This is a genomic window from Clostridium sp. D43t1_170807_H7 (assembly GCF_015555905.1).
In the GTDB taxonomy this organism is placed as follows: domain Bacteria; phylum Bacillota; class Clostridia; order Clostridiales; family Clostridiaceae; genus Clostridium.
Genome location: NZ_JADNLK010000025.1, coordinates 15312 through 36081, shown reverse-complemented (window position 1 = coordinate 36081; position 20770 = coordinate 15312). Strand labels below are relative to the sequence as shown.

The following is a 20770-nucleotide window of genomic DNA, read 5'->3' as shown; positions in this document are numbered from 1 at the left end:
GATATTGCAAAGTTATTTTTCTATTATTATCAAAAATTAGCCATAGGCTATTTTTTCATACCAAACTTTACACTATCTTAAAGAAACTATATATTAAATACTAATTTCTTTTTATTAATAATTATTATCCTTGTTTAAATCATACTACTTTAGTAAGAAATAGTAAAGTATTTTTGTTTATTTTTTAACAGGTAATTTATGGTATATATTTTGTTAATTAATTATATTTTTCTATTATTTATATCGTTTTCATTTTATTTTTTCCAAAATTTTTATAAAAAATGTAATCTTTTTTTATATTTCTAATAAAATATTAATAAACTTTTAAATAAGGGGGATGTTTTATGGGAAAAAATGCATGGGAGTATGCTTTAGAAATTATTTCACTTGCAACAGATATTGATAACCTTAATCTTAAATTAAGTAAAACTAATAATATTACAGAAAGAAATAAGCTATCTTCAAAAATAGATTCATTAGAATTAAGATTATTTGAAGTAAAGGATAAGTTAAAAAAGGTAAATATCTTATAATATTTATACACATAAAAAAGCACCATAAGAAAATATCTTATTGGTGCTTCTTTATTATATATTTATTAACTTACTTTTTTCTTTTTAAATGTAAAGTAAGCTCCTCCAGCAACTAATATTAATGCAATAATTATATAATAAATTGTATTAGTTCCTCCTGTTTGTGGAATTTTTTCTGAAGAGTTATTGTTATTATTTGAAGTATTGTTTGAGTTATTACCTGAGCTAGCAATCAATCCATCAATAGCTGATCTTAGCTCTTTTTCTACCTTTACTACCTCTTCTTCAGTTGCATTATCATTTTTCATAACAACTTTAGCAGATTTAAGTTTTTGAAGTAATACATTCCATGTTTCAGGTGTATAGTCACTTGAAACTAATGATTCAGCTTTATTTATTAAATCATTTAACATATCTTTGTTTGGTTTTAATCTTAAATTTAAGAATGACCTTACTAATTCATCATAAACACTAGCAACTTCTTCTTCCATAGCATTTTCATTAGCAATTACATCTTTTGCTTTAGATAATACCACTTGAACATTATTCCAAGTATCTTCAAAATAATCCTCAGCTTTTAATGACTCAATTTTTTCTACTAGTAAAATTAACTGTTCCTTATCTCCCTTTTTGAAGGATAACATTTGCATTACTTTACTTAATCTATCAAATGATTTATTAATCTCTTCTTGAGTAGCATCTTCCTTAGCTAATATTACTTTAGCTTCTTCAAGTGCAGCCTTAAACTCTTTAACAACTGCAGGCACTATATCTTTAAGATTAGATTCTGATATTTTTTCAGCCTCTTCTACAGCTATTTGTAAATGTGTTTTTACTATAACAATTTCTTCTTCACCTTCTCCAGGTTCCTCAGGCATCTCTTCTCCTTCACCTAATCTAGTAATATCTAAAGTTAAATCTTTAGTGGCAAATCCAATAGCTTCTTCATTATTGTTAAATAAATCTGGATTATTAATATTCTCTTCTTTTGGTTCAATATGAACTGCTATATTATTTAATCCAAGTTCTAATTTAACTTCATGAGCAAAGTTACCATTTTCATCAACTTCAACTTGCTCACCATTTATAGTTAAGTTAGGATCTAACATTGCATTTCCTTTAACTACTATAGTTTCATTTTTAGTATAACTTCCAGTTGAAGGATCTGAAATAACAACAGGCATATCCTTCCATCTTATTACTTCATTTTCTACAACCATTTTTCCATCGCCTTGATTTACAACAATAACTTTTTCATTTCCACCTTCACCAGTTGTACATCCATACTTACTTTGGTTTGCTGCCTTAGGATTAGAATAATTCATAAGAGCTTCTTGATCCCAGCTACAACCTTTAACATACTTATATTCAATAGTTTCTCCTTCTAAAACAGAGATAGTATAAGACCAGACAGTTGTTACAGCACCATTTCTACTCATTTCCCATGAATTAACATCCCATCCATTCATTGCACCTGGCATAGTTATTACAGCATCAAGTGGTGTATATGAAGGAGCATGTAACTTAAATGTTACTTCAACCATTACTAAATCAGGTGTTACTGTAACAGGCTTAGATGCAACACTACTACCACCATTTGTATATGCAATTACTTTATATTCATATTCAGTCTTATTAGTTACATCTGTATCCTTATAAGATGTAAGAGAACCATCTTTAATTCTTGCAATTACATTTCCATCTCTTACAATTTCATATAAAGCAATATTATTTGTACCAGTTGTAGCCCATTTTAAGTTAACCTCTCCTGATTGCTGTTCTGGTTTTTCTAAAGTTATTGATTCTATAGGAGCTAAGCTATCTCCTAAGGCTAATTCAAATGTTTTTGATTCTGTAGTTTTTATAGAATTTTTATCTTTAAATCCATAAGTTCCCTTAGTAGTAAATTCAAATTTATATTCGTATTTACCTGGTTTATTTGCAATAAATGATGCCATAAATTCATCATTATTACCTTTTTCACCTATATATTTTCCACTTACTACAGTAAATTCTTTATCTCCAGGATACTTAACTAATAATCTTCCTACTAATCCAGGTGACACTCCTTCAGCATTAGATACATTTTCAATAAATACTTCTGCATTTACATTTATTAAAGTTTCTATGTCTACAGTATTTGCAGTAACATCTGTAAGATTTCCATACCATGTAATTATTGAATGTGGTGTTACACCTTCACTCCAAGTTAAAGGAGATTCATTTCCATTTTCATCTATAACACTTACTGCAAAGTATACTCTTTCACCATTAACTAACTCGCTTATTACAGCATTATTAGTAGTTACAGTTTTTACTTCTTCTTCTAGACTTCCTTCAAATCTTGAAATATAAACTCTATATTCTTTAGCTCCTTCAACTTCCTTCCAAGATAAAGCAACTTCACTATCTCTTTCTTCTGCTTTTAAATTATCTATAGTATTTGGTAACTCTACAACATTTGAACTTACCATCATACGTCCAGTCATAGCTGGTATAGTAATTTGAACTTTTCCGTCTTTTACTTCTACTTTATAATTATTATCTAATCCATCAACAAACTCTGTACCATTTCCAGTAAACTTATTTAACTCTAAAGTTACTGTAGCATCAGTATTAGTTGGATTTACTGCTACTATAGCATGCTCATTATTATAAGTTCTTCCATATACATATACACCTTCTGTACCTGTATATAATGTTGTTAAATCTCCATGAGAGAATAAATCTTTATTATTTTCTCTAACACTTCCAATGGCTTCATAGAAACTAACTAATGACTCATCTTCATTACCCCATGGATAACTTCTTCTACAGTCTGGATCCTTAGAACCAGTTACTCCAGCTTCATCTCCATAATAAATAGTAGGAGCCCCTGCATATCCAAATTCAAATAAAGCTGCAAGCTTTAATCTTTGCTTTCCTAACTCTTCATTATAATCTCCAAATTCAGCTCTCTCAGCAGTGTCACTTCCACCACCTAAAACATAAATTGCTCTAGCAACGTCATGTGAACCCATTAAGTTCATTAATGCATAGAAAGCTTCTGCTGGATAATCTTCATAAACTGCCATTAAAGTATCATTTAATCTTGTAGCATTTCCATTTTTTAAATAATCAATTAAAGCAGCTCTTATTCTATAGTTCATTACTGAATCATATTGATCTCCAATAAAATATTTAGATGCATCATCCCAAATTTCACCTAAAATAAGTGTTTCAGAATTATGAGCTTTCATTTCTTCTCTAAAATCATTCCAGAATATAGTATCAACTTCATTAGCAACATCAAGTCTCCATCCATCAGCTCCCCAATTAATCCATTGTTTAGCTACTGAATCTTTGTCCTTGTATATATAGTCAACTAATTCTTTATTGTTCCATTCACTTGCTTTAACAACAAACTCGTCTTTTTTACTTGCTAATCCTAATTCTATAGCCTCTTCCTTTGTTAATGATTTAAATTCTGGTAAAGAATCATATCCCCACCATCCTTGATAGCTATATCTTTCAGTTGTTGTTCCAACGTCTACTTTTTCATTTTTAATATTAAACCATAAGTGCCATTTTTCTTCACTGAATGTTTGTCCATTCTTAACAAAGTATTTATCAGCTTTTTCTCTTGCTTCCTCTTCTGATATGCCTTCTTTATTCATAGCATCATAAACATATGCCCAATATTCATAAGCACCAACAGTATCATATTTACCATATCTATCAAAATAAATTGAATCATCTCCAACATGGTTAAATACACCATCAACTATTAAATGCATATCTCTTTTCTTTAATTCTGCAGTAAATGCCTTAAACTCTTTTTCTGTTCCAAACATTGGATCTAATGACTTATAATCAGTAGCATCATATTTATGATTTGATGATGCAGCTGCAATAGGATTTAAATATAATGTATTTACTCCTAATTCTTGTAAATAATCTAATTTTTCTTGGATACCTTTTATATCTCCACCAAAGAAATCATTTGACCAAATTCCATCTCCTGAATATGCTCCATTAATATCATCTACTCCATTTTCTCCTAGTCTAGGATTATCAGGAAGTGAATACCATGATTCAGGTGTTTCTATTGGCTCTTCTCCTCTAGCATTTGTTTTATTATCATCATTTGATGTATCTCCATTATTAAATCTATCTGGGAATATTTGATATACAACTGCTTCTTTCATCCAGTCTGGAGTTTTATAGTCTTTATCATAAACAGTTAATTGGAATGATAAACCATTTCTATCTCCTACAGTTCCGCTCTTTCCTTCATAACCATCTTCAACATAATATTTTACTATGTCTCCATCACCAGCAATAAATTTATATCCATAAACACCAATTTCATCTGGAGTAAATGTTGCTTCCCATATATCAACTTCTTCTTCATCTACAGTTATAGTTGACACCTTTTCCATATTGTAAAGGTCTGATCTATTAGTACTTGTATTTCTAACTAATACTCTAGCATATTGTAAGTCATTTTTTTGTGCATGCATTCTTACTGTAACATCAGTTCCTTCAGTAACTGCTCCAAATGGGTATTTATATAAACTATCCCAAGAATTGTGATATAACATATTACCATTTACTTGCCCATCTAAATCTGTTACTTCTCTTTCAACTAATGGTTGATGATATGAAACTTCCTCAACTCCTTGAGAAATATATATATCTAAAGTTCCATCATTAGATACATGACGTAAATCAATAAATCTATTAGTATCTATATCTTTTTCAGCCCACTCATTGCTTCCCTCAGTTCTCTTTACAAGGAAACCTAATCTTGTATTATTAGTTTGATTATTATAAACTTTAGTAGCTACTTTTCCATAAGAATCATCAGATATAAAGTTTAAAGTATCTCCATCACCACCATCTAACCAATACCATATATTCCAATTATCATAATCTTTCTTATTTCTCTTATAATGAATATTAACAGTCAATTCTTCATATTCCCTTATAAATGCTCTTTGAACAACACTTTCTGGGCTATCTTTTTCACCATAAGTTACAACTATTTCATTATTATCATTATTTAATTCTGAGATTTCATATTTTAAATCTCCAGTAGCTTTATTATCCCATCCTTCTCCTTGTTTAACTATAATTCCAAGTTCACCTTCTGTTACTTGAGATGGTAACTCTAAAATAGCATAAGCTCCTTCTTTGTCTATATAGTCAAACTTTACAAACTCTCCTGTTTGTCCTGGATACCATGTCCAGAATCCCCAGTTTTCATATTTACTTTCATCCTCTTTTATAAATCTAACTTTTACAAGCTTCTTTTCTGCACCTTTAGGTACAACAACAACTGAATTCCCATCTGCATCAGTTTCAACATTTAATGCATCTGCAAATGAACCTTCCCAGTTATCACCTGAATTTGGTTTAAACTTATATTGATAAGTTCCCGGATCTAAATTAATAGTAGTTGTAAAAATACCATCTTCATTTTTTTCCATTTTTATTTCTTTACTTACATCCCAATTAACCATAGAACCAATTAAATATAAAGCTTCTCCTTCATATTCAGCTCTAAATGTTACAGTCCCATCTTCATTAATTTGTGGACTTATTAAAGCAGCTGGTTCTTCAGCTTTAACTGTAAGTAATGCATTAGAAGCAAAATTACCATCCTCTGAATGTTTAGGATTTAAAGGATCACCTTGCCAATCCCCCCATTCTTGCTCTACTGTATCTGGTGACCATGTTACTATGCCATACTCATAATTACCTGGTTCTACATCCATAGTTACAGACCAAATATTAGTGCTACTCTCATTAGTCATTTCATGTAAAACTCCCCAGTCTTCATCAAAAGAACCTTTAACAGCTACTCTAGTTTCTGTTCCATTACCTAAGTAATATAATGTAACACTCCCATTGCTAACTTGTGGATTAACCACTACAGCTGGATTACCATCTTTTTCATATGAGTTTAATGGATCACCTTGCCAATCTCCCAATTCTTGGTCTACTGTATCTGGTGACCATGTTACTATTCCATATTGATTTATTCCTGATATTCCTTCAACAGTGGTTGTCCAAATATCATTCTCACCCTTTTCCATATCAATTGTATTCCAACTGCTAAATTCACCTTTTACTTTTACAGCATTCTCTGTACCATTACCTTGATAATTAAATGTAACTGTTCCGTCACTATTAATTACAGGACTTTTTAATATAGTTTCTGCTAAAGCATCAACAAATCCATTGGGAAACGGTACCAAGCTTAAGCAAAAGAATACTAATGTCATAATTGATATTTGCCATTTGTACTTTAAAGCTCCTTTTTTCTTCATAAAAATCTCCTCCCTATTTTTTAATTTAAAAATAGTTTAATATCATATACAAACTTTAGAAATCGTTGCCATATTGATTATATTTAGTCTATTTTTAAATTTACCTTACATTAATATTGTAAATCATTACTTAATTGTTTTCTATATTTTTTTATTTTTTGTATTTTATTACAAATATCTAAAAAAATAATTTATTTGTTCTATAAAAATGATATAATTATAGGTTAAAGTTTAAGAAAGGTATATCTAAATTTTAAATATACCTCTCTTATTTTTTAATCTCTTCCTAAATTAATTCCTAACATACCTGAAAGAATACCTACTAACACACAAAGTGAAAATTTCATCAAATCATATAATCCTAAAGTAGCTTCAGCTCCAAATAAAACTCCTATGGCATATAAAGCTATGTAAAATAATACACCAACTGAAAGACCTATTAACCAGCCCTTATGTCCATATAATTTAGCCGCTAATATTGTTCCAAATATTAAACTTATACTTGTTATTCCAACATTAATAGCACTATCTATACCAGGACTAATTTCTACAAAACTCATAATTAATGAAAAAATAGCAGTTAATATGGTAACTATTGCAACCGATCCAACAACTCCCTTTAGAACATTTCCAAAATAATCTTTCCACTCCATAAGAACACCCCCTTCTAGTTCATTCTATGAACTAGAAGGGGGTAATATTCTTTATTATGCAACGTCTTTATTTAATTTTTGAGCTATAGAATTTTTTGTTACTCTAAATCTTACTCTATCTGGGCCTGATTGGATAACCATTTGATCTTCTTCAATTGTTATGATTTTTCCAATTATTCCGCCTCTAGTTAAAACTTCATCATTTACTTTTAAAGCTGATAACATTTCATTATACTTCTTAGTTCTTTTCTTCTCTGGAAGTATTAATAAGAAATACATGATTGCAAACATTGCAACTAAAGGTAATAATGTGGCTAATAATTGTGCCATTAGAATCCCTTCCCTTCACATTTATAATAAAAGCAATACATTGTAATATTTACTATGTATTAAATAATATACTTTATTTAAATTTATATGTCAATTCTATGAACACTTCATATTTTAAACTTTAATAAATTATTCATAAACCTATTATTTAAATTTATTTTTTTATATTCCACTCTCTAAGTTTTTGCTCTTTAAATTCACTATATGTACCATTATCAATAGCATTTCTTATATCTTCCATTAATTTATTATAGAAATACAGATTATGTAATACACATAGTCTTAAAGCTAACATTTCTTTTGCTTTAAATAAATGTCTTATATAGCTTCTTGTATAGTGCTTACAAGCAGGACATTGACATCCTTCATCTATTGGTCTTTCATCTAATTCAAACTTAGCATTCATTAAGTTTATTTTACCTTCACCTGTAAATACATGACCATGTCTACCATTTCTAGCTGGAAGAACGCAGTCAAAGAAGTCAACACCTCTATCTACAGCTTCTAGTATGTTTTCTGGAGTACCAACTCCCATTAAGTATATTGGCTTATCTTCTGGTAAATGTGGAACTACTGCATCAATAATTCTATACATTTCTTCATGAGTTTCACCAACTGCTAAACCACCAATTGCATAACCATCCATATCTAGTTTTGCTAAGTGCTTAGCATGCTCTATTCTTATGTCTTCATAACAACCACCTTGGTTAATACCAAAAAGCATTTGTTCCTTATTTATTGTATCAGGTAATGAATTTAATCTATTCATTTCAGCTATACATCTATCTAACCATCTATTTGTTCTTGCAACTGAATTTATTACATATTCTCTAGTTGATGGGTTTGGTATACATTCATCAAAAGCCATAGCTATTGTTGATGCTAAATTACTTTGAATTTGCATTGATTCTTCTGGTCCCATGAATATCTTTTTACCATCTATATGTGAATTAAAGTAAACTCCCTCTTCTTTAATCTTTCTCATTGATGATAATGAGAATACTTGGAATCCACCTGAGTCAGTTAATATAGGTCTATCCCAATTCATAAACTTATGTAATCCACCCATTTTAGCCACCACTTTATCAGATGGTCTTAAATGTAAGTGATATGTATTTGAAAGTTCAACTTGACATCCTATTTCTTTTAAGTCCATAGAAGAAACTCCACCTTTAATTGCAGCTAAAGTTCCAACATTCATAAATACTGGTGTTTCTATTGTTCCATGCGGTGTTTCAAATCTTCCTCTTCTTGCTTTACCGTCTTTTTTTAACAGTGTATATCTTTTACTCAAAACTTCACGTCCTTTTAACTTATGTTTTTATTATTTTATTATCATTGAATCTCCAAAAGAGAAGAATCTATATCTTTCTTTTACAGCTTCATTATAAGCATTCATTACCTTTTCTTTTCCAGCTAAAGCTGAAACTAACATTATTAATGTTGATTCAGGTAAGTGGAAATTAGTAATAAGATTGTCTACTACTTTAAACTTATATCCTGGATAAATAAATATATTAGTCCATCCACTTTGAGCTTTAACAAACCCATTTTCATCTCCAATAGTTTCTAATGTTCTAGTAGAAGTTGTTCCTACTGAAATAATCTTATTTCCACGTTTTTTGGTCTCATTAATTATATTTGCATTTTCTTCATCTAATTGATAAAACTCTGAATGCATAACATGCTCATTTACATCATCAACTTTAACTGGTCTAAATGTACCTAGCCCTACATGTAACGTTACATATGCAATATTTACACCTTTTTCTTTTACTTTTTCTAAAAGTTCCTTAGTAAAATGTAATCCTGCTGTTGGTGCTGCTGCTGATCCTTGTTCTTTAGAATAAACTGTTTGATATCTTTCCCTATCATCAAGTCTTTCTGTTATGTAAGGTGGTAATGGCATTTCTCCTAATTCATCTAAAACTTGTTCAAATATCCCATCATAAGAAAATTCAATTATTCTATTTCCTTCTTCTACAATATCTACAACTTTACACTTTAATTTCCCACTACCAAATGTAAATTCAGTTCCTATCTTAGCTCTTTTACCTGGTTTCGCTAAACATTCCCATTTATCGCCTTCAATTCTTTTTAAAAGTAAAAATTCAATTTTACCTCCACTTTCTACTTTTTCTCCTATAAGTCTTGCAGGCATTACTCTAGTATTATTTAAAACTAAAGTATCTCCTTCATTTAAATAATCTAAAACATCATAAAAATGCTTATGTTCTATTTCTCCAGTAGCCTTATCTAAAACCATTAATCTTGAATAATCTCTTTTTTCTAATGGATGTTGAGCTATAAGCTCCTCTGGTAAGTAAAAATCAAAATCACTTGTTTTCATTATATATCTCCTAACTTTCAAAAAAACTAGTTTGTCTTTTTGTAACTTTTTTACCTCTTGATCTTCCTAAATGACTATATGCTTTATCTGTTGCTGTTCTTCCTCTAGCAGTTCTAACTATAAATCCCTTTTGAAGAAGATAAGGTTCATAAACATCTTCTATAGTTCCAAGTTCTTCACCTATAAAATAAGATAATGTTTCTATTCCTACAGGTCCCCCATTAAAATTATCAATAATAGCTTCTAATATCTTATTATCAACTCTATCAAAACCTTGAGCATCTACCTCTAAAAGTTCAAGAGCTGCTTTTGCTTCTTTATAACTAATTAAACAATCAGAGTAAACTTCAGCATAATCTCTAACTCTTTTTAATAATCTATTTGCAATTCTTGGTGTTCCTCTAGAACGTCTAGCTATTTCATATGCCCCTTCTTCAGTTATATTACAACCTAATACAAAGGCAGAACGAACAATTATTTCCTTTAACTGTTCTTCTGTATAATATACCATATCACAAAGAACTCCGAATCTATCTCTTAATGGAGAAGTTAACATCCCAATTCTAGTTGTTGCTCCAATTAAAGTAAAATGCGGTAAATCTAATCTGATAGATTTAGCTGCAGCTCCTTTTCCTATAACTATATCTAAAGCATAATCTTCCATTGCTGGATAAAGTATTTCTTCAACGCTTCTATTTAATCTATGTATTTCATCGATAAATAAAACATCATTATCTTTTAATGTTGTTAGTATAGCCGCTAAATCTCCTGCTCTCTCAATTGCTGGCCCTGAAGTTATTTTTAAATCTCCACCCATTTCTTTCGCTATAATATTAGCTAATGTTGTTTTACCTAATCCTGGTGGTCCATACAATAATACATGGTCTAATGCTTCATTTCTTCTTTTAGCTGCTGTAATAAAAATATTAAGTCTTTCTTTTACTTTATCTTGCCCTATATACTCATTAATTTTCTGAGGTCTTAAACTTAACTCACTGTTTCCATCTTCCAGAATCTCATCTGGAGTGATAATTCTCTCCAAATCTATCACCTCTATCCCATTAATACTCTTAAACATTCCTTAATAATATTTTCTACAGATTCTTGTCTATTTACTTTCTTTAGTGCATTTTCAGCTTCTTTTTCTGAATATCCAAGAGCTAATAATGCTCCAAGAGCTTCACCTATTGCATTACTATTACTTGGTGCAATATCCTCAAACCCTTGTTGAATATCAACACCTTCAGAAACTTCATCTGTTTTAATCTTATCTTTAAGTTCTAATATTATTCTTCCTGCAGTTTTCTTCCCAATTCCAGGCGCTCTGCATAAATGCTTGTCATCTTCCATAATTATTGCATATTTTAAATTATTTATTCTGCTTATTGAAAGTAAAGATAAAGCAGCTTTTGCTCCTACTCCACTTATTGAAATAAGTAACTTAAACATTTCTAACTCTTCTCTATCTTTAAATCCATATAATCCTATAAAGTCTTCTCTTACTATTTGTTCTAAATATAATTGAACCTCTTCAGATACCTTAGGCATTTCTGCCATAGTTGCTCCTGATGTAAAAATCTTATATCCAATACCATTATTCTCTATGATAACATAATCCTTATTAATCCCAATATATTTTCCCTTAATATATTCGTACATGGCCATCCCCCTTAATCTAATTAAAAATTAGATTATTTTTGTTCCTTATAATTAAGTTTCTAAAATTTAAATTTGTATATTGACTCTATTACTTCTTTAGTCTACATTATACTTTACCATTTTACTTTAATTTTTTCAATAATAAAGAGTTACACTATTTATATAATATATAGCATAACTCCCTTTTGCTTTTACTTTATTATTGACCTGTTATTGGATCTCCATACGGTTCCATAATATCAATAGAATCTGTATTGGTAAATATATTATCTATTGCATAATCAAATGTATTTATTTCAGAAGGGTTAAATAATAATTTAGAAATTAACTCTTCCTTTTCATCTTGAAAAATAACTTCATCTTGTATTTTTTCTATTATTTCTCGCGTATTGTATAATCTACATTCTCCTTCTTCTACTCCAATTTTATAGCAAATTACATTAGCGATATCATCAAAATCTTCTGTTAAATCCTCATATGCTCCAACTACATCATTGTTTCTTGTCCTAAAATAATAGTAGTTATTAATATATGCTTTAGCTGTTTCTTCATCATGAAACCCTCTGATATTTCCACTAGGCATAACTAATAAATATTCAAAGCTTGGCATAATACTCATATCTTCGCCTCCTTACTTGCTTACAATAATATTTTCTCCTCTTATGTACAATGTTATACAAGCATCTATTTTCCTATAATGAAAGAGATTATAAATAAGAACCAAATTCTATTTATAATCTCTTCATGTAAAAATATATATAATTTAAGGGTATATTAAAAATCACTTTTAAAAAGTGATTATATGGGATAAGCATTATGAAATGTATGCGGTTAGCTTTTCTATTGCTTCATCTTTTGTATCATAACAATGTTTTAAATTTTTAATATCTTCCAAATCCTCACCTTGTAAGAAATCTATAGATCTACTATCTCTATATACATCATCTTCATTTTCAATTGTTAAATTTCCTTCACTATCAGTTTTATAAATTGCAAAGTATCCATCTTTCTCACCTATGTAATATTTATTAGGTTGTAATACATTTGTAGTTCCATCTTTACTAAAAACTACTTTTTCATCTTGTAACTCTTCTAAATTATATCCATTAGCTTCAAAAAAGTTTACAATAAATTGTTGATTAATTTCACTTGATATAGAGTTTTCTTTCTTAAATTCTGAAATGCTTTGTTCCTTTTCAATAACACCTTGATTCATTAAAACTAAAATCATATCATCATCTAAAGCTTTAGTATTATTATAGACTGTTTTCTCTTCTTCTGTAGTATTATTTGCATATTTAGGATTAGTCAATCTATTTGTTATGAAATAACTTCCAAAAAAGCTAATTACAAGAGCTGTTACAATTATTCCTGAAATTATTGATAATTTTTTATTTGTATATTTATTTTCATTACTTATTTCTTTCTTATTATTATTTTCAAATTTATTTTTCATAAACATCACTCCTTAGTTGTAATTCTTGACAACTTTACGAATGATATTCATAAAATCAAATTTTTTTTAAAAATAAAAGCTCATAAATGAGCTTTTACCATTCAATTGTTAATATGCTAAAGTCCTCTTTTTTAAGAGAAATTCTATATCCTTCTAACAACAACCAACTTACTAACAATCTTTGAATTTCTTCACTTTCATCATCCATGGCAAGGATTGCACTAATTTTATTTACTCCCATACTTTTTCCCATATCAATATTTTCTTGTATCTTATTTTTATGACTTTCAAATTTACTTTTTAAATCTTCATTTAAAAACTCCACAAAAACTCCCCCTTATTACAATTAAAAATTTTTATATCTAAATGTTTAATTATTTTATTCCGCCTATGTATATTAATTTCTAATCATATATAAAATTTTATTAATCATAGTATAATAATTCTCTTATTATACTATGATTAAAATCGATAATTAACCACTAAAAATTTTATTTTTAATTAAAATCACTTTTTCTTGATTTATAATACAATATTAAGTATAATTTATTTTTGTAATATAGACAGTTCGGGAACCTCCTGTCTCAAAACAAAACTAGGTAAAAGTTTATACTTAAAATAATAGATAAGAATTAGTAATTACTTTAGTAAATTTACTTTAACAATTGTTTAAATAATTTTTTATAAAAGACTACTAACTTCTAACTATTATAAGCCTTAGGTTCCTAATAATTTTTATTAGGAGGTTTTTCAAAATGAAAAATGATTTAACTAAAAGACTGACTAGAACCGCAATTATTGCAGCAATCTATGCAGTTATAACAGTTGCTATTGCACCTTTATCTTACATGGGAGTTCAATTTAGAATTTCTGAAATTTTAGTTTTATTAGCTGTATTTGATCCATTATATATAGGTGGATTAACACTTGGATGTCTAATTGCTAATCTATTAGGCCCTAATGGTCCTATGGATGTGTTATTTGGAACACTAGCTACATTTATTAGTGTATATGCTATTTATTTAACTGGTAAGATAATAAAGAATTATAAGGCTAAGCTTTTTATAGCATCTATTTGGCCAACAATATTCAACGGACTTATAGTTGGTTGGATGTTAAATAAGCTATATGGTTTACCATTAATTCTATCTATGGGACAAGTTGCACTAGGAGAGTTAGTTATAATCACATGCATTGGAGTACCTTTATTCCTAGTAGCTGGATCTAGGTTCAAAAATGTAATGACATTTAAATAGTTATTTAGGACGACATTCAGTTGTCCTTTTTTTTATGCAAACTAACTATATATACTATAAGTAATTTATGCTGATTTAAAATTTCACTTTTAAACACTATATATAATACTAATGATATACAACTATACTTAACAATAGTATTCTACATAAATTCGGGAAATAAGAATAAAAATAAGTTAAAATAAATATTTTAAAAATAAAAAAAGAACAAGCTATCTATGAATTACCTTCCGTAAAATATACAGTAGACACTTCACTATTTAAATCTAGCTTGTTCCTTTTCTAGTTGTCTATTCAGCTGACTCCATATCTAAAACTATTTCATTATTATAAACTTCTTCATCTAACATACCTTCTGACTTTGCAACTACAACACTTGTTGCTGCGTCTCCAACTACATTTAGAGAAGTTACTAACATTTCTATTGGTCTGTTTATTGCAAGTATTAATGAATAAGCAAGTATGGCTGCATCATTATTATATCCCATTCCTGTTAATACAGTGAATAGTATTATTGCTCCTGCACCTGGAGCTGCTGGTGTACCAACAGATGATATTAAAGCTAATAGAGCTATAACTACTATGTTTCCTATAGTTACGTCATATCCTGCACTTGTAGCTATGAATATAGCTGCTATAACTTGCATTATTGCTGTACCATTCATATTTATAGTCATTCCAAGAGGTAATATAAATGATGCAATATCTTCACTAACACCTAACTCTTCAGTTGTAGTTTTTGTATTTAAAGGTAATGTTGCTGCTGAAGATGAAGTTGAAAATCCAAATAAAGCAACTTTTCCTATCTTTTTTATAAATTTAATTGGATTAAGTCTAGCTCCAATTGCTATAAATAATGCATATCCAAATACTAAGAATAATAACAGTGTAAACACCGTAGTAATTACATATACAAGTGCTGGTTTTAAATTATCTACACCATATATTGCAAATGTTCTTGTAATTAGTACAAATATTGCTGCAGGTCCAAACTTTGTTATTATAAAACTTAAAAATACTGTTATAATTGAATTTATTTCTTCCAATAAAGTTTTTAATGCCTTTATCTTTTCTCCTAAAGTGTTTATACAAAGTCCTAATACTACTGCTACAAAAACTACTGCAAGAATACTTCCATTTGTAGAAAATGCCGCTGTTATGTTATTTGGTATCGCTTGTACTATTATTAATAATGGATTTGTAGAACTTGCTACACCTGCTTGTGCTGTAACATTTTCCACATTTGCTGTAAATAAGCCTAAATTTTTAATTATAAATCCAACTGCCCCGGCTAATGCTAATGCTAAAACTGATGTTGCTAAGAATCCTAATATTGTCTTATATGAAATACGTCCAAGTTTTTTAGTATCACTTATTTTACACATAGCTAAAGCTATTGATGTAAATACCATTGGTACTATTACTAACTGAAGTGCATTTACAAATAGTTGACCTAATATATAAAAGATTCCTATAGCATTTGTTGCTCCCTCTTTTGAAATATCTTGGAATAATATATTGTTAATACTTGTCCATATATGTGCATTTCCGTTAGCATTTAGACTTTCTCTAAGTATTATACACCCTACTCCTGCTATTAATCCTAAAATAAGAGCTACCGCCATTTTTATGGCTAATTTGTTGCTGTTGTTAATTTTACTTGTTTTCATTTGTTTCAGTCTCCTTACTAGTTTATTCCCTAATTCAAATAACTAAATAAGGCATAATACACTTTTTTGACTTATATAAAAAAGCCTTCCTTAAAAAGGAAGGCTAATATAATTCAAAATCATTTATCTTTATTAATAACTATATTTCTATTAAAAAGATAATTTTTTAAGCATACTATAACTTCCTTATTGATTTCTCGAATCAATTTAAAGGGATTTTTTCTTTATGCTATCATTGAATTTTAAATTTGTCAACATTTATACTATTTAAATTTATACAACATTTTCTTTTTTCTTAAGAAGTACAACTCCAATTGTAGTTATAACCAATGCTATAAATACAACTTGGGCAGAAGAAACTGGTGTCCCAGTTTGAGGTAATTTATCATTGCTTCCAATACTATTATTTCCTGTATTATTTTCACTTCCAGAATTTTCACTTCCACCTGGATTTACTTCTGGCTTTGTTTCTGGAGTTTCTTCAGGCTTATTATCAACTGAAGTATCTTCTTTTAATGCATTTATTGATTGGATAACTTCTGTTAATGTATTATCTACATTAAATGTAATATAAAGATCTTCTACTGATTTACCAAGTAATGAAATCTTTATTTTAAATACTGTATACTCATCATTTTCTTCAGTTTCAATTTCTAAATTACCTAATTGTTTTAAGTTATTTAAGAAAGCTTTTACTTTATTAATTTCAACATCATTAATTTTCATTTCTAATGGATTTTCATAACTTCCATTACCATTTATTAATGTAACTATAGATGTATCTATAATTCCTGCCATAGCTTCTGGAATAACTGCTGTATCTTCACCATCTATTAATAAATTATAATTTAACTTATCAATACCATTTTTCCATTGGTCAATAACAACGTCTCTCATTTCTCCAATAATAACAGGCTCAATATGTCCATCAAAGTTATAACTATCTCCACCAGTCATTAAGAAATCAATACTTGTTAAAGTATAATACTCATCATCTTCAACTTTAGTTCCATCTGATAATCTCATTGAAGTTATTTCATCAGTTGCTGAATCATACCATACTGTTAAACCAGAATATTGTCCCCATCCAAAACCATCTGGATTGATTCCATGCTGAATTAATTCTTTTAATTTAGCTCCTGTTACTTTCATAGTAACTACATTATTATCAAATGGTAATATTGTATACATATCCCCAAGTGTTAGAGTTCCTTTTGTTAAAGGTGCTCTAATTCCACCACCATTAGCTATTGCTACTTGTGTTCCACCAGCCTGTCTCATTGCTTCTGCAACAGTTACTCCAAGAGGTGTAACCCCAGCATATCTATCATGATCTAAATCAAAGTTTAATTCTGCTACTTCAGTTAATAATGTTGGTGCTAACTCTTCATTATACTTATCCATACTTTGTGCAACATTTTCATCTACTGGAAATTCATTTGTTGTACTTTCTACATAAAATTGTCTAGTATTAGCATCTACATTTAAAATTTCTTCATTTTCATCAAGAGTAAATGTAATTATTGATAATCCTCTACCATTGTATCCAGCTTGAACAACAGGTACATCTTTTCCAGTATTGTTGTTTTGTACAAATCCATCAACAAATTTATGATTATGTGCAGCAATTACTGCATCAACATCAGCAGCATTTTCTGCTATTTCTGCAGCTTCACCAGTTATTGTTCCATCACTGTTTTCTTCTGCTGGTGAATGTGTTAATGCAACTACTATATCTGCACCTTCTGATCTAACAATTTCTGAATACTTATCAATTGTTTCAACTATATCTAAGAATTTTAAGCCAACAACATTTTCAGCTTTTGTACTTGTTAATGTTTCTGGTGTTGCAATACCTATAAATGCAATATCGATACCATCAACAGTAGTCATTACGTAAGGTTCTGCATATTCTGGTGCTTCTCCAGTAGCTTCATCAATTAAATTTGCTGCTACAAATTTGAAACCTACTTCATCTGCCCATGGCTTTATTTTATCTGCTCCCCAATCATATTCATGGTTACCTATAGCTGATGCTACTATTCCAATTTCCTTAAGCATTTCACTAACAGGTGCTCCCTCTAATATATTAGAAATTGCTGTTCCTTGATATATATCACCACCTGAAACTGTTGCTACCCCATATGTATCACTAGCTTCGTCTTTCTTTTGATATTCTTTTATAATACCTGTTAATTTTGCAGCCCCAATATTTTTTCCACTTTCTAATACATTTCCATGGAAATCATTAAAACTTAATATTTCTATAACTTTATTTGAAGATTTATCATCACTCTTTTCATCTTCATTTAAAGTTATACTTTCAATATTATGTACTGCTTCAACATTAATCTCATCTGCTTTAACTGATTTTACTGGTGTTATTAATCCAGCACTAATTGTAAATGCAGTTATAAGCGCTAGTAACTTAGTTTTTTTCTTTAACATTTTTATCCCCCTTAACATATTTAAGATGAATAGCCCTACACCTTTTACTACATTAAGAATAATATATTATCCGAACATTTTTTTCAATACTTTTTTTATTATTCGTATAAATTTGTTAATTTTTTTATATGTTTTATAATATTACTAACTCTAAAGAAATTTAACAGAGTAATTATCTTTAACAATAATCATTATTTTTTATTTTTGTTATAATATTCAATTAACTCTGGAGTTTTAGACCAATATTTGATTCCCCAATTTTCAAAATTCCATTCTTCCATATAGTTATTACATTCATAATCTATATACCAAAGTAATTCATTGCTTACAATAAAATTAGTTGGAAAATAATCAATATTAATATTTAATGGGTATAATATTTTACACATATTTTTAATTTGTTTAATGTAACTTGGAGTTACTTTATCTTCTAATGCTAATTCATATATAGTGTATCCATCTATAAACTCTTTTAGAATTCTTTCATTTTCTATATCTATATCTAACATTTTAGGCATTCTAATACCAGTAGAATATAGCTTGTTATAATCTGATAATTCTGATTGTATTTTATTCCCAAATTGATAATATTCACATGGCTCATGATGAATTTGTTTTACAACATATTTTTCTTTATCATCAGATACTAAATAGGAATATCCCCCTTTTCCTTTACCTAATAATTTAATTATTTTAAATTCTTTCTCATTGACTTTTATTGTTTCCATAATATAATTTAACCTCTCATTATTTCTTTTAAATATATTGTAATACTTAATTATGGAAAATATAAATTGTTATTATATCCAAATCTATTTTCTAAATCCAATATAAAATCAACATATTTTCTGAATATCTAGTATGGGTTATATATAATTTTTATTTTATATTGCTGATGATGAAGCCGTTATTTCTAATGTTTCAAAATCATTTATAGGATAAATTACAATACTTCTCTTTTCTCCTGGATCAATATCAGTTTCATTAGTAAAACTCTTATCTACAGTAACACCTTGTCCATCAAATGTTTTGTAATCAAATTGTATGTAATCTATAGCTTCATATGTTGTGCTTTCTAATACACCTTCTATTGTTTTTGTAAAGCCATCATCCTTAACTTCCCATTGTATAGATTCATATAATTTTTGATATTCAGCATCTTTATTGGCTGTTTCTTGTTCAATTTGAGATATTGAATCACTTACTGATTTTGCTGAAAACCCAGTTATAGCTACACATCCACCTACTATAACTAATATCCCGATTAAAATACCAATCAATACTTTCTTCATAATTATTTACCTTTCTTTACTATTTGGATTATTTTATTTATTCTTATATAGAAAGTTAACAACCACTTTACTTTTTTATTAAAATATTATATTTTTTTATAAAGTATCATATATTTATTTTTCTCAAAACTATATTCTTAATAATAATTTCTAATCCTTTTAAAATTCCTATTTTAATATGTTAATAATATTTTTGAATTACGAACTAAAAATACCGCATATTCTATTGAATAATACGGTATTCTCATAATTTAATATTTAATTTACTTTCGTAAGATTTTAAAACTGTTCCTATAAAAATTCATCTAATCTCTATCTTAATTGGAATCTACTGCAATACCTTATACCTTTTCGTTCCAATCTATCTTTATACATCTATTTTCTTCTTCGATAAGCAATTCTGATAAATATACAGATGATAATTCACTATTAAACGCATTAACTCCTAAATCAATAGTATCCATTACTTTTTTCTTGCTTTGTTTAGTATGCTCATCATCATTAAAAATATGTTCAGCTAAATCTGATATTTCATATTTAATTCCTTCTGTTTCAATTGCTTTATATACATCATATAAAGTTATTTGATTTAATGATTTTTTTAATTGGAATCCTCCATCTTTACTAGCACTAGATATAACTAAATCTGCCAAAACTAGTTTTCTTAAAATCTTTTTCAAATAAGAATCTGATACTTTTAAAATTTTGCTCATAACATTGCTTTTTACAGATTGATTATCTTTTTGTAATCCTAGCATTAAAAGGACGTATATTCCTTGTTCAAAACTTTTACTTATTTTCACTACAAA

17 protein-coding genes are annotated in these 20770 nt (G+C 28.4%); 2 read left to right on the top strand and 15 right to left on the bottom strand.

Annotated features, from left to right (window positions below; all coding sequences use genetic code 11):
* Positions 1-344 precede the first annotated feature (344 nt).
* Positions 345-533 carry a hypothetical protein gene (locus tag I2E98_RS13335; RefSeq protein ID WP_195469390.1) on the top strand — a complete coding sequence of 63 codons (189 nt, stop codon included), beginning with the start codon at positions 345-347 and terminating at the stop codon, positions 531-533.
* Positions 534-598: 65 nt separating this feature from the next.
* On the opposite strand, the gene I2E98_RS13330 is transcribed toward I2E98_RS13335, so the two are convergent.
* The 10 genes from I2E98_RS13330 to I2E98_RS13285 form a co-directional block, all read right to left on the bottom strand.
* Positions 599-6847: an alpha-amylase family glycosyl hydrolase gene (locus I2E98_RS13330; protein ID WP_195469389.1), complete on the bottom strand. Its 6249-nt coding sequence runs from the start codon at positions 6845-6847 to the stop codon at positions 599-601.
* Positions 6848-7122: 275 nt separating this feature from the next.
* The gene (locus I2E98_RS13325) at positions 7123-7500 is read right to left on the bottom strand and encodes a TIGR04086 family membrane protein (RefSeq protein WP_195469388.1); all 378 of its coding nucleotides are present in this window, start codon (positions 7498-7500) and stop codon (positions 7123-7125) included.
* 54 nt (positions 7501-7554) lie between these two features.
* Positions 7555-7830, bottom strand: coding sequence for a preprotein translocase subunit YajC (yajC, locus tag I2E98_RS13320; RefSeq protein ID WP_195469387.1), 276 nt, complete (start codon positions 7828-7830; stop codon positions 7555-7557).
* Positions 7831-7984: 154 nt separating this feature from the next.
* Positions 7985-9124 carry a tRNA guanosine(34) transglycosylase Tgt gene (tgt, locus tag I2E98_RS13315; RefSeq protein WP_195469386.1) on the bottom strand — a complete coding sequence of 380 codons (1140 nt, stop codon included), beginning with the start codon at positions 9122-9124 and terminating at the stop codon, positions 7985-7987.
* Positions 9125-9154: 30 nt separating this feature from the next.
* Positions 9155-10180 (bottom strand): tRNA preQ1(34) S-adenosylmethionine ribosyltransferase-isomerase QueA, encoded by a 1026-nt coding sequence (queA, locus tag I2E98_RS13310; protein ID WP_195469385.1) that lies wholly within the window; start codon positions 10178-10180, stop codon positions 9155-9157.
* Positions 10181-10190: 10 nt separating this feature from the next.
* Positions 10191-11222, bottom strand: coding sequence for a Holliday junction branch migration DNA helicase RuvB (gene ruvB / locus I2E98_RS13305; protein WP_195469384.1), 1032 nt, complete (start codon positions 11220-11222; stop codon positions 10191-10193).
* An 11-nt stretch (positions 11223-11233) separates the two neighbouring features.
* Entirely contained in the window at positions 11234-11839 is a 606-nt protein-coding gene (gene ruvA, locus I2E98_RS13300) for a Holliday junction branch migration protein RuvA (protein ID WP_195469383.1), read from the bottom strand.
* Positions 11840-12038: 199 nt separating this feature from the next.
* Positions 12039-12458, bottom strand: a complete 420-nt coding sequence (locus tag I2E98_RS13295; RefSeq protein ID WP_195469382.1) for a hypothetical protein — start codon at positions 12456-12458, stop codon at positions 12039-12041.
* Between the two features lie 195 nt (positions 12459-12653).
* Positions 12654-13295, bottom strand: a complete 642-nt coding sequence (locus I2E98_RS13290; protein WP_195469381.1) for a hypothetical protein — start codon at positions 13293-13295, stop codon at positions 12654-12656.
* Between the two features lie 94 nt (positions 13296-13389).
* A complete protein-coding gene (locus I2E98_RS13285; RefSeq protein ID WP_195469391.1) occupies positions 13390-13620 on the bottom strand; it encodes a hypothetical protein in 231 nt (76 codons plus the stop codon).
* 430 nt (positions 13621-14050) lie between these two features.
* Between I2E98_RS13285 and I2E98_RS13280 the strand changes: the two genes are divergently transcribed.
* The gene (locus tag I2E98_RS13280) at positions 14051-14551 is read left to right on the top strand and encodes a QueT transporter family protein (protein ID WP_195469380.1); all 501 of its coding nucleotides are present in this window, start codon (positions 14051-14053) and stop codon (positions 14549-14551) included.
* A 290-nt stretch (positions 14552-14841) separates the two neighbouring features.
* Here I2E98_RS13280 and I2E98_RS13275 read toward each other — a convergent pair whose 3' ends face one another.
* The 5 genes from I2E98_RS13275 to I2E98_RS13255 all read right to left on the bottom strand — a co-directional run bounded on the left by I2E98_RS13275 (position 14842) and on the right by I2E98_RS13255 (position 20764).
* Positions 14842-16221 carry a dicarboxylate/amino acid:cation symporter gene (locus I2E98_RS13275; protein ID WP_195469379.1) on the bottom strand — a complete coding sequence of 460 codons (1380 nt, stop codon included), beginning with the start codon at positions 16219-16221 and terminating at the stop codon, positions 14842-14844.
* Between the two features lie 273 nt (positions 16222-16494).
* A complete protein-coding gene (locus I2E98_RS13270) occupies positions 16495-18669 on the bottom strand; it encodes a 5'-nucleotidase C-terminal domain-containing protein (RefSeq protein ID WP_195469378.1) in 2175 nt (724 codons plus the stop codon).
* Positions 18670-18860: 191 nt separating this feature from the next.
* Complete coding sequence (locus tag I2E98_RS13265) at positions 18861-19397, bottom strand: hypothetical protein (RefSeq protein ID WP_195469377.1); 537 nt, start codon at positions 19395-19397, stop codon at positions 18861-18863.
* Positions 19398-19553: 156 nt separating this feature from the next.
* On the bottom strand, positions 19554-19961 hold the full coding sequence (locus tag I2E98_RS13260) for an FxLYD domain-containing protein (protein ID WP_195469376.1): 408 nt from the start codon (positions 19959-19961) through the stop codon (positions 19554-19556).
* A 341-nt stretch (positions 19962-20302) separates the two neighbouring features.
* On the bottom strand, positions 20303-20764 hold the full coding sequence (locus I2E98_RS13255; RefSeq protein WP_195469375.1) for an Rrf2 family transcriptional regulator: 462 nt from the start codon (positions 20762-20764) through the stop codon (positions 20303-20305).
* Between the last annotated feature and the right edge of the window lie 6 nt (positions 20765-20770).